We start from the raw sequence: 12704 nt of genomic DNA, 5'->3' as shown, positions 1-12704 counted from the left end.
CCAAAGCTACTCCTGTTGCTATTTTTAAAAAATGACAATTGTCATGTCTGTTTATTTTAACAACATGACTTTGAACAGGATATCTTAATTCACGAAATTCTTACGGTATTCGTTGGGACTCATGCCTACTTCTTTTTTGAAAAGCCTTGAAAAATAAGGCGGATTGTCAAAACCTAAAGCATAGGCTGTTTCAGAAACCGAATTTTCAGAACCCTGCAATAAATTCTTAGCTTCAGATATCAGGAAGATGTGAATCAATTCAATTGCCGTTTTTCCGGTTTCCTGTTTCAAAACATCACTCAGGTATCGCGGTGAAAGGTTGAATAAATCAGCCAGTGACTTGACTGTTGGGAGTCCTTTTTCCTGCAACTTTCCTTTTTCAAGATACGATGCCAGCAGGTCGTTAAACTTAGAAACTGTTTTTCCCGACAATTCTGTCCTGTTAATAAACTGCCGCTTATAGAAACGCTGCGAATATTTCAGTATGGAATCGATATGGGCAATGATAATTTCCCGACTGTATTCGTCCTGATTATTATAATATTCCCCTTCAATTTTACTATGCAGGTCCCAGATAATCTGTTCTTCGCGTGCGGAAAGATGGAGCGCCTCATTAGCTTCGTAATCAAAATATCCGTATTTTTTTATCTCAGAATGCAGATGGTAGCCATTTAAGAAATCTTCATGAATCCAGATGATAAATCCTTTTTCTTCGAGTTCCACATTATTGATTTCTATGACCTGTCTTGGCTTCATGAACATCATCGAGCCGTTATCATGGTCATATTTTGTTCGTCCATAAAGTACATAACCCGATTTGATTTTTTTAAAAGCAATCATGTAAAAATCGGTAGTAAATTCGCTCTGCCCGATAGAACATTCGGATAGCTTTTCACACATTACCAGGCTAATCAAAGGATTTTCCGGTGGCGGATAGCCGATGGAGCGATGCAGTTCGCTTATGGTTTTGAAATGTCTCATAAAAAAATAGAAGAACTACGCTTTTAAAGGCGCAGTTCTTTTTAAAATTAGGTACGTAAATATACTAAAAAAAGCAAATTAATTTCCGTGGGCTTTTGCAGATACTTCTTTCCATTCTTCCCATTCTGAAAGACGTTGTGCATATACTTCTTTTACCCATGGCAGGGCCACTTTCCCCAGGAAAAGACGCAATGGCGGATTGGCGGCATCAACCAATTTCAAGATGGCTTCAGCTGTTGCTTCCGGTTTACCAAAAGAATCCGTATCAGCCATTCCGGCCTGGAAGGCAGCCCTTACATTGTCATAGGCTTTGATAGTTTCTGACTGTATAGCAGAAGACCCGGCCCAATCTGTAGCGAAACCGTTAGGTTCAACCAGAGTTACGTTAATACCAAATTCCTTGACTTCAGTAGCCAGTGTTTCGCTTATGGCTTCAACTGCAAATTTAGAGGCGTTATATATTCCTAAAGTTGGCAAAGTAGCCACACCTAATACACTCGACAATTGGATAATATGTCCGTGGCCCTGCGCTCTCAAAATTGGCAACGCTGCCTGGGTTATCCACAACAGTCCGAATACGTTGGTTTCAATCTGGTCTCTGGCTTCTTTTTCTGAAGTTTCTTCTATCGTTCCAAACAGTCCATAACCTGCATTGTTGATAATAACATCCAGTTTTCCGAAATGTTCTTTGGCCTGATTGACAGCGGCAAAACTTTGCTCACGGCTGGTCACGTCCAGTTGTATTGGCAATATTGCATCGCCATATTGTGCTTTTAATTCTTTAAGCGAATCCAGATTTCTTGCTGTTGCAGCAACTTTATCGCCACGTTTAAGAAAGGCTTCTGCCCATATTTTTCCAAATCCTCTGGAAGCTCCTGTAATAAATATGATTTTTGACATCAGTAAATGTGTTTAGATTAATAACAGGACAAAGTTAGGCTGGTGACGCACCGGAGAACTTATACAAAAAGCGGTAAAACATATACATTTTGTTTTGAGCCATACAGCAAAGCAACTTTGAGCTTTACAGCAAAGTCAGCCCGCTGTTTGTATACGAATTTTGTCCTGTAACAATTAATCAAATTAGTATAGCATATGAAAACGATTGACAAAATCTACATCAACGGCGAATTTGTAAAGCCAAAAGGAAATCAGATATTTGACCTTATCAGTCCAACAACCAATCAGCTAATCGGACAGGTTACTTTGGGAAATACGCAGGATGCACAAGATGCCATTGCAGCAGCAAAAGAAGCATTCAGGACTTTCTCTCAAACAACTAAAGCAGAACGTATCGAATATCTGAAACGTTTGCATGAGGTAGTTTCCAGAAGAAAAGACGAGCTTATTGAGGTAATGGTTGAAGAATATGGAGGAACGCTCCAATTCTCAAGAATGAGCATGGAATTTGCATTGAGTTCTTTTACTTCTGCTATTGCAACTCTGGAAAAATTCGACTTCACTAAAAAAATGGGTTTTTCTGAAGTACAACTGGTTCCGCTTGGCGTAGTGGGCATTATCATTCCGTGGAACGCCAGCAACGGTTTTATTGCCGGAAAACTAGCCACAGCAGTAGCTGCCGGATGTACGGTGGTTATTAAGCCAAGTGAAATGAGTGCCTTACAGACACAGATTATGACAGAATGTCTACATGAAGCAGGATTACCAGCCGGTGTATTCAATATCGTAAACGGATTGGGCGATGTGGTGGGAGCCGAAATCAGCAGCCATCCTGATGTAGCCAAAATTTCGTTTACCGGTTCCAGCAACGTAGGAAAAATTATTGCACGTGAAGCCTCGGCTACTCTTAAGCGTTACACTTTGGAGCTAGGAGGCAAATCGCCTAATATTCTTTTAGATGATGCCGACTTTACCAAAGCGATTCCAATGGCTATTGCAGCGGCCTTTATGAACAACGGACAAGCCTGTGTGGCAGGAACCCGACTTTTGGTGCCGGAAAACCGATTGGAAGAAGCGAAAGAATTAATACAAAGGCTGCTTCCCTTATTTCCTGTTGGTAATCCCAAAGAAGAAACAACGGCTGTTGGCCCTATGGTTAGCAAAAAACAATACGAACGGGTACAGAATTACATTCAATTGGGTCTTGATGAAGGCGCTACACTACTTGCAGGCGGACTTGGCCATCAGGAAGGATTGGAAAACGGAAATTTCGTAAAACCTACCGTTTTTTATAATGTAGATAACAAGATGCGCATTGCACAGGAAGAAATTTTTGGTCCGGTATTGTCAATTATTACCTATAAAGATGAAGCCGAAGCGGTTACTATTGCCAATGACACCATTTACGGATTACAAGCTTATGTAAGTTCTGCCGATACCGAAAGAGCCCGACGTGTTGCTTACCAGATTAATGCGGGGCGTGTATTGGTTAACGAATTAAATCATGACCCGGAAGCGCCTTTTGGCGGATTTAAACAGTCCGGAATAGGAAGAGAATTTGGGGTTTATGGTTTGGAAGCCTATTTGGAACCAAAAGCATTAATTGGGTAATACTGCCAACCTTGCTTCAGGAATACGGCTAAAGCGGCTGTATTCCTGAAACTATTTTTTTAACTTTACGCTCATGACAGCAATCAGAGAAGACCTTCCGCAAGTATTATATTCCTGCTATCACCAACGCAGCAGAGAGGGCGAACATTTTATTCCGGAACATGTTTTTAGTTATCAGATATCGGGAACAATGTCGGCATGGGATGCAAACAATGCTTATGAAAGCAAAGAGGGCGATTTCCGTCTTAGTATCCGAAACCGCCTGGCCAAGTTTGCCAAACAGCCACCGGAAAACGGAGAATTTAAACTTCTTTCCCTATTCTTAGACCAGGACACGCTACGGGAAGTGAGCCGGGAAATTAATTATACCGCCACAAAAACGGCTATGGAAAAAGCGGTTCTTCCTATTGCTTTCAATCCGCTTTATGTAAGTTTTATGGAATCCCTGCTCGCCTATCTTCAATTACCGCAGGAAAACAATACCGAACTTTTAAAGCTCAAAACCAAAGAAGCCATTTATTTGCTGATTAAAATCAATCCGGAACTCAAAGACATTTTATTTGATTTTAACGAACCCGGCAAGATAGACCTTGAGGCTTTTATGAACAGGAATTTTCATTTCAACGTACAACTCAAACGTTTTGCCTATCTCACAGGACGAAGCCTGGCTACGTTTAAACGCGATTTCCAGAAAATATTTCAGGACACTCCAAGTCATTGGCTGCAACAACGCCGATTACAGGAGGCTTATTACCTGATTACAAAAAAGGCCAAAACACCATCAGAGGTCTATATTGATGTAGGTTTTGAAAATCTGTCGCATTTTTCATTTGCATTTAAGAAAAAGTATGGAGTATCGCCTTCGAAGGCAGGATAATTCATATCGCAATAATTTGGGCTATTTTTGAACCTTTACCCAGTCCTTCTTACGGAAATCCGTAATTCCAAAGCAATCCTGTTTTGATACAGGCCTTTTCCGCCTATTTTTCTGTGAACCATTAGAAAACAAGGATTTATATCTTAAAAGATTAAAAAAATTTAAACATAAAATAAACTTCATAACCTTAAAGTCACGCTTTCTTAAAACAGCATCTCCATAAGTAAAAGTTCGTTAACGAAAAGGTAATCTAAAGCTCAAGAGCCTTGGGACTCAATCCTATAACTTTGGCTCTCAAACTTTTAACTTTTTTTGATGAAAACAATTCTACGAACAAATTACATCAAGTCACTGGGACTAGCAGTACTTGGGTTATTTTTCGGCACTGCATGGGGGCAGGCCACATTGCCAGTAAACAGAACTTCCTGGGGAACTGAACCACAAGGATGGACAAACAGCGGATGCGCACACAGAACTACAAGTTCTGCCTGTTCTAACAACAGTGCAACGACTTTTGACGGAACAGGTGACAACAGGATACTTTTTATTAATGCTGCACCACAGACCTTATCGATGACCTTAAAAAATCAAGGAATGTCCGGACAATCCTATCTGCTCGTTGAACAATCTGCAGATGGTAGTGATTATACGGAATTAGGAAGGTATGGTACGGCTACCGGCGCAACATCAATTACCAATGCACAGTGTTCTGATATTGATTTGCCTTTGCTTTCTTCTACACGTTACATCCGATGGACTTATACTAAAGCCAGCGGTAACTGTGATATGGACGATGTTATTGTTACAGCCGCACCGGTTGTTCCTGCATTTACCGTTAGCTCTACATCTATAACCAGCTTTGGCAATGTCAATGTAGGTGCTTCTTCCAACAGTTCTTCGGTTACAGTTTCAGGAACTAATCTTACCGGTAATATTACAGCCACGGCTCCTGTAAATTTTCAGGTAAGTACAAATAATTCAACGTGGTCAGGTTCAGTAAGCTTTACTCCTACATCCGGCACCGTAAGCAGCAGACCGCTTTACGTACGTTTCTCACCTCAGAGTACCGGACTTAAATCCGGTTCTGTTACAGTAAGTACTTCAGGAGCATCTAACCAAAATATCTCTGTTTCCGGTACAGGAGTTATTACTTCTACTACATGGAACGGTTCTGCATGGAGCAACGGAAATCCGACTGCTGCTCTTGATGCCGTTATCAGTGGAAATTATGATACAAACGCTGCTGCACCACAAGGCCCAATTACAGCGAAAAACCTTAGCATTACTTCTGGAACATTAATCGTTGGTGCTAACGGATTGGAAGTAAAAGAAACATTGTCTAAAACCGGTGGAACCATCGATGCTGCTGCAGGCGACATTACTTTCTCCGGTACTACAGCACAAACACTTCCGGCTAATTTTTTTACAAACAATACGATACAGAAATTAATCCTTAATAATGCTGCCGGACTAACCTTAACCGGTACGACTAATCTGACGGGAGTTCTTGACGTAGTGTCAGGTAATTTGGCCGCTAATGGCAACCTGATATTAAAATCAACAGCTTCAGGTTCTGCCAGAATCGCTGCCGTAACCGGTTCTATTACCGGAGAAGTTACCGTTGAACGCTATATCCCACAAGGAAAACGTGCTTTCCGATTTTTAACTCCGGGAGTTACCACAACTAATTTTATCAGCAATAACTGGCAAACCGGAACCCATATTACCGGTTCTGATTCAGGCGCAAACGGATTTGACACTACATTGACAGGAAATCCATCGATGTATGTTTATAACAACAATACTGCTTCGGGCAGTGGATGGAGCGCAATCGCAAATACTGACGCTACCAATTTAGTGGCAGGAAACGGCTATAGAATCCTGATTCGCGGTGACAGGAATGCAGACTTAGGGCAATCTTCTGCCGCCAATATGAATGCGGCCGTAACCTTAACTGCAAAAGGAACCCTGAAAACAGGCCAGGTTGTTTTTGATGCTGCGACTACTCCGGCCATCAATGCAACTCAAAACGCTACAACTAACGGTTACAGCCTGATTGGAAATCCATATGTGAGTCCTGTAGACTGGCATTCTGTAACCAAATCAGGTGTAGAAGATGTGTATTATGCATGGGACCCAAATATGGGTACTGCGGCACAAAGAGGGCGTTATGTAGCCTATAGCCAGACTGTTGGGAGCAATAACTTGCCCGAATCAGCAGTCAATCAATACATCCAGCCAGGACAGGCATTTTTTGTAAAAAATACAGTTTTGGGCACAGCCGGTTCTGTTACTTTTAATGAAAACAACAAGGCTTCACAGTCGGCCAACGTTTTCAGAACAAACTCTACAGAAGAAAAATCTGTATTCCGTATTGCGGTGTATGATGCTAATGAAACCGAAGTTGGTTACCCTATTGACGGTACAATTGCCGTATTTGGAAGCAATTATGATACTGCTATAGGATTAGGCGATGTTGAAAAACTTTACGGTTCGGGCGAGCATTTGGCATTTGGAAGAAACAGCAAAATATTAGCTATCGATGCACTGGCTCCTGTTATGGCTAATGATGAATTGCAGGTAAAGACACTTCAGTTTATAGCCGGTAAAACCTATACTTTCAAAATCAATGCGGCTAACTTCCCTGAAGACATGCAGGCCTATCTTATTGACCAACACGCTGGAACTGAAACACAATTGAGTCTTTCCGGAGCTACAACGGTAAATTTTGCAACAACAGCTCAAGCAGGCTCTTATGGAAGTGACCGTTTCCGCGTCGTATTCCGTTCTGCAACTTTAGGAAATGGACAATGGAACAGCAATACTGTAAAAGTATATCCAAACCCTATACAAAACAACCAATTCAATATTACGCTGCCAAATAACGCTGACGGAAAGGTAGCTATCACGTTATACAACCTTGTTGGGCAGGAAATCTACAAGACTAACGTAGAAAGCTCAAGTATTATTACAGTAAACCCATCATTGCAATTAAGCAAAGGAATCTATATCCTACAGGTATCTAACGGTACTGCTTCAGTAAAACAAAAAATTGCAGTAAAATAAATCCCTATCAAAATGAAAAACTTCAAAATATTACTATTAGTTCTGATGCTGACTACGGGAGTTCAAAACATGAATGCCCAGGAAGATTTTGACGATGATACGCAAGATGTCCCTCAGGCACCAATCAATGATTATATTATTCCGATGCTTTTGGCCGGTGTCTATTTAGGCTACCGATTGCTAAAAAGCAGGACTGAGGAAGCATAATTTCTTTAAATAAAAACGGCTGTAGAGATTACAGTCGTTTTTTATTTAAAAGTGGCTGAGGTGCTAAGGCTCTAAGGCTCTAAGGCTCTGAGGTACTGAGGTACTGAGGTTCTGAGGTTAATAGGCTTCTGAAGTTCGTGTAATTCTTCTAATCTGTAGCCAAAATCAAAAATCTCAAATCTCAAATCAAAGGTTCTAAGGTACTGAGATTAATAGGCTTCTAAAGTTCGTGTAATTATTCTAATCTATAGCTAAAATCAAAAATCTCAAATCCGAGATTCTAAGGTGCTAAGTTTAATAGACTTCTAAATTCGTGTAATTCTTCTAATCTGTAGCCAAAATCAAAAATCTCAAATCTCAAATCTCAAATCAAAGATCCTCAGGCTACTGATAGCCAATTAAATTTTAATTGATGTAGGTAACACAATCATAATTTTGATTTTACAGTAATAAAACACCTACGTAAAGTGCAACGGGAATATATTGATAATCTTTGTATGTATCTGTAAATGAACCAACAAAACAGATTCCTCAAAATTACAGCCCTATGAATACAGCTTTACACAAAAGATTCATTGTCCCTTTTCTTTTTATTATTTTCCTGCTTTATCCCGTTTCAGATTATGCCCTGATTCTTGGCTGGGATGCTAACAACAACGGTGGTGGATTTGGCGTCAGCCCCTGGACACCTTCTACACGAAATGCCAATTTGCAAACTTCGGGACTTGTCAGAGGTTCAGGTATTTCAACCAGTGGTAGTGCAGCAGGAGGATGCTGGGGAGGTTCCGGAGGATGGTCAACATCCCAATCCGATTCCAACAGCTTTTATTTTACTTTTCAGGCAACTGCCGGATATAAAGTCAGCCTGAGCTCTATTTCTACCGCAACCCGAAGGTCCAATTCCGGGCCGTCAGGATGTATAGTTTATTATTCTGTTGGCGGCGGTCCTTTTACCAGTGTAGCCACCTGGTCCACCTCATCTACAAGCGGTACGACAGGAACGCCTAATTCAGTTTCCTTATCGGGAATCAGCGCTTTGCAAAATATTGCCGCAGGAGTTGTTATTAAATTCCGGATAATCCCTCAAGGCTCAACAGGAAACTATTACCTGACAGGCGGAACCAACTCTTTAAAAATAGACGGCAGTGTTACTGCCGCTGTCAATCCTTTAATTATTCCTTCTACTACTTCACTGGCTTCTTTTGGCGATGTTATGGTAGGAAACAGTTCATCTGCAACCAGCTTTACATTTAACGGTGCCGGACTTACGGAAGATGTAAGTATTCTGGCTCCGGCAGGATTTGAAATCAGCACAGATGGCATTAACTGGTATCCCGGTACAGACATCAGTCCGGTTGGCGGCACATTAAATAACGTACAGATTTGGGTACGTTTCAGTCCCACAACCGTAGGAACGGCCTCCGGAAATATTATACTATCATCAACAGGAGCAACCAACAAAACGGTTGCGGTTACCGGAAATGGCATCCCGGCTGTAAGTTCTATTGTAGTTGATGATGAACCTTACGGCCCTTACTGTAATGGAACCGATACTACTTTTGATTTGGATTTTACACCGGCCGGAAGTTTCAACAGTACTAATTTTTATGCGCAGCTCTCTAATACTGACGGTAGCTTTCCAACAACACCAACCAATATTGTCGGAGTATCTGCCACCAGTCCAATCACCGTGACAATTCCTGCCGATACGCCTCCAGGCTCAAATTATAGAGTAAGAGTTTATAATGACGACCCGCTGACTTTCAGCAATAATGATAACGGACATAATATTACAATTATAGGAGCAGCAACGCTTTCTGCAGTTACACAAACCAACATCATGTGTGACGGAGGTGCGACTACAATCAACCTAAGCGGCCTGATTCCTGAATCAACCTCTTCTATCAGCTACACCATTAATAATGGCACTGCGCAAAACGTTGCAGGTATTATTGCAGACATTAGCGGTAATGGCAGCTTCACCATAAGCCTTCCTTACAGCAATAATGGACATTCTCTAGTTATAGGAACTATCGAAAGAACTGATATTTCGTCCTGTCCGAATGCGCTTACTGCAAACAACTCTGTTGTATTGGCTGTAAATCCTTCCCCAACAGTAACTGCTGTAAGCACTACTCCCTTATGTGCAACCAATGACAATGCTGTTATCAGCCTGACCGGATTGATTGGCAACAGTACTTCAGAGATTACTTTTACGATTGCGGGAGGAACTGCCGTAACGGTTTCGGGAATTACCGCTAATGCTTCCGGAGAAGCTGATTTTGAAGTAGCTGTTTCGACTGCAGAAAATGGCCGGACATTAGAAATAACTTCTATTAAACGAACAGATGTAACTCCAGATTGCGAAAGTGTGATTAGCGGCATAAACACCATTTTGGTTATCAACTCCAGACCAACAGCAGCAATAAGTGGCGACCAGTCCGTTTGCCAGGGTTCGGCTTCGTCTGAACTTAGCATCGCTTTGACAGGAACTGCTCCATGGACTATTACGTATACTGATGGAACTTCAACTTTTCCAATTACCAATATCCAAACATCGCCTTATACTTTTACGGTTACTGCTAATGAGACAAAAACCTATACGGTAACTGCCGTAGAAGATGCCAATTGTATTGCCCAATCTGCTGACATAAGCGGAAGCGCTACCATTACTGTCATAGAAACAGGCAATGGAGGAACTATAACCGGAAATTCAACCGTATGCTTCGGAACCAACAACGGAACACTTACTTTGGAAAATCATGTAGGAACTATTATAAAATGGCAATCTTCTACCGTTGCAGACTTTAGTGGTACTGTTACCGATATTGAAAATACGGCCGCAACTCTTAACTATACAAATCTTTCAGAAACCGCATATTACCGTGCTGTTGTGCAAAATGCTCCGTGTACGGAAATTTATTCCACTATTGCGACAATTACGGTTAACCAAACCGAAGCTCCAACCACTGCTCCACAAACTTTCTGTAATACCGCAACTGTTGCCGACTTACAGCCAAACACTGCCGGAATCCAATGGTATGATGCTCCAAACGGAGGAAATGCCCTTTCGTTGACACAGCCACTGACCAATGGTGATTATTACGCTACTATGACAGTTCACGGATGCGAAAGTGCCCGTACGCTAACATCTGTTACAATAAATACGGTTACGCCACCAACCACAACAGCACATGCTTTCTGTAATACCGCAACTGTTGCCGACTTACAGCCAAACACTGCCGGAATTAAATGGTATGACACTCCAAACGGAGGAACTGCTCTTTCGTTGACACAGCCACTGACCAATGGCGATTACTACGCTACCATGACAGTTGACGGATGCGAAAGTGCCCGTACGCTAACATCTGTTACGATAAATATGGTTGCGGCACCAAACGGTTCTGAAAACCAGAATTTCACAGAAGGTGAAACATTGGCGGATCTTGAAGTTACCGGAACAAATCTGGAATGGTATGCTACAGAAACGGCAGCCGAAGCCGGAACACCTGTACTGGATTCCAATGAACTTCTTGTTGACGGTGCAACTTACTATGCCGTACAAACAATTGGTGAATGTAGCAGCAGTCCATTGGCGGTAACCGTTTCAATAGTATTGGGCAATCCTGAATTTGACCTTACAATGCTCAAAGCCTATCCGAATCCGGTAACTGATTTATTAAACGTTTCCTATTCCGAAAACATTCTTGCTGTTGAAGTTTTTAATCTGATTGGACAAAAAATAATGGATAAGACCGTAAATAATACACTGGTAAGCATCAACTTATCAGATATTGAAACCGGAACCTATCTCGTCAGAGTTAGCTCTGGAAAAGCACAGAAAACTTTCCGAATCTTAAAAAAATAAGAGAAAACAATTTCTTAAAAAAAGCCTGCCGCAACAGCAGGCTTTTTTGTGCCGGTAACATTGAAGAAACGAAAACGTAACACCGGCCGGCACCAACATAACATTTTGATAAATCAAACAACGGCTTCAGTTAATCTGTCATTCCTAGATTGCGCCGGTTTTAAACTGACTCAAATGAAATTACAAAAGCTCAAACATTTCCTTATTATTGCTGTTCTGGCTCTTTTCTCTTATCAAGACACTTTCTCCCAATGTTTCCAAATCGAAAGTATACTGGTTGACGCTTGTGGCGTACAGGAAGGATTGAATGAAATGGTACGATTTAAAGTAGGCAATACTGCTATAAATACAAGTAATATGAGCGTGTCATGGCCAAACAATCCATGGCAGGGACTTATACGAAACTCTGTCACCGCTTCAAAAGTAGCTACTCTTAATGCTGATATTCTGGATGCCGGCGGATGTGGCCAGTTAATCGAGCCTACAGGAGGTGTTCTTCCGGCCAATGCCAGTGTAATTTTGGTCACCAGCCATAATTTTGATACCGACCTGAATTCATTTGGAGCTTTAACTGATAATGTTTATATCATTTTTCAAAATAACCCGACTACAGTGTCAGGGCATTTTGCCAACTCAGGAACCGGAATCAGAACATTGACTATTTCTTTTGGTTCCTGCTCTGATACCGTTTCCTATGACCGTGCTCTGCTAATTGACACCAATGGTGCTACTGTTCCTGCAGATGGCGCAATAGTGCAATACACTCCGGCAGGAACTGCAACCTATATCAACAATGGCTGTTCTGCTCCTGTTCCTCCATTTACTGTTGATGCCGGACCTGCTACTATGTCGGCTTGTGCCGGAACTACAATTTCTTTGAACGGAATTGCGCAGGGATATCAATCAGTAAGATGGTCGGCTGCAAGCGGTACGTTTTCAACGGCAACCAATCTGTCAACCACCTACACTTCAAGCGCTTCACAGGCAGGAACCGTTGTTGCTATTACCCTAACCGCTATCAACAGTTGTGGCCTGGAGATAAGAGACACTATTAATCTTACCTTAACTAACAGTACTACACCTAACTTCCCTACTGTACTTTCATTATGCACCGGTAGCACCGCTCCTGTATTAAACACTACTTCACCAAACGGAATTTCCGGAACATGGAATCCGGCTGTTGTGAGCAATACG

General features: G+C 41.7%; 8 protein-coding genes. 6 read left to right on the top strand and 2 right to left on the bottom strand.

Annotated features, from left to right (window positions below; all coding sequences use genetic code 11):
- Positions 1–84: 84 nt before the first annotated feature.
- Positions 85–981 (bottom strand): helix-turn-helix domain-containing protein, encoded by an 897-nt coding sequence (locus BGO88_RS08155; protein ID WP_056065365.1) that lies wholly within the window; start codon positions 979–981, stop codon positions 85–87.
- Positions 982–1059: 78 nt separating this feature from the next.
- Complete coding sequence (locus BGO88_RS08150) at positions 1060–1881, bottom strand: SDR family NAD(P)-dependent oxidoreductase (RefSeq protein ID WP_101472401.1); 822 nt, start codon at positions 1879–1881, stop codon at positions 1060–1062.
- A gap of 195 nt (positions 1882–2076) precedes the next feature.
- Here BGO88_RS08150 and BGO88_RS08145 point away from each other — a divergent pair, with 195 nt between their 5' ends.
- The 6 genes from BGO88_RS08145 to BGO88_RS08120 all read left to right on the top strand — a co-directional run.
- A complete protein-coding gene (locus BGO88_RS08145) occupies positions 2077–3492 on the top strand; it encodes an aldehyde dehydrogenase family protein (protein WP_286706559.1) in 1416 nt (471 codons plus the stop codon).
- A 73-nt stretch (positions 3493–3565) separates the two neighbouring features.
- On the top strand, positions 3566–4369 hold the full coding sequence (locus tag BGO88_RS08140) for a helix-turn-helix domain-containing protein (protein WP_286706558.1): 804 nt from the start codon (positions 3566–3568) through the stop codon (positions 4367–4369).
- Between the two features lie 315 nt (positions 4370–4684).
- A complete protein-coding gene (locus BGO88_RS08135; RefSeq protein WP_286706557.1) occupies positions 4685–7435 on the top strand; it encodes a T9SS type A sorting domain-containing protein in 2751 nt (916 codons plus the stop codon).
- A 12-nt stretch (positions 7436–7447) separates the two neighbouring features.
- Positions 7448–7642, top strand: a complete 195-nt coding sequence (locus BGO88_RS08130) for an Fjoh_0651 family PID-CTERM protein (protein WP_286706556.1) — start codon at positions 7448–7450, stop codon at positions 7640–7642.
- Positions 7643–8189: 547 nt separating this feature from the next.
- A complete protein-coding gene (locus tag BGO88_RS08125) occupies positions 8190–11510 on the top strand; it encodes a DUF8696 domain-containing protein (RefSeq protein WP_286706555.1) in 3321 nt (1106 codons plus the stop codon).
- A gap of 174 nt (positions 11511–11684) precedes the next feature.
- Positions 11685–12704 (top strand): hypothetical protein (locus tag BGO88_RS08120; RefSeq protein WP_286706554.1); only part of this gene is annotated, 1020 nt, incomplete at its 3' end.

Origin of the sequence: Flavobacterium sp. 38-13, from assembly GCF_001899155.1 — a bacterium.
Taxonomy (GTDB): Bacteria; Bacteroidota; Bacteroidia; order Flavobacteriales; family Flavobacteriaceae; genus Flavobacterium; species Flavobacterium lindanitolerans.
Note: the sequence above shows the minus strand (reverse complement) of the source record. Positions and strands in the feature narration are given on the sequence as shown.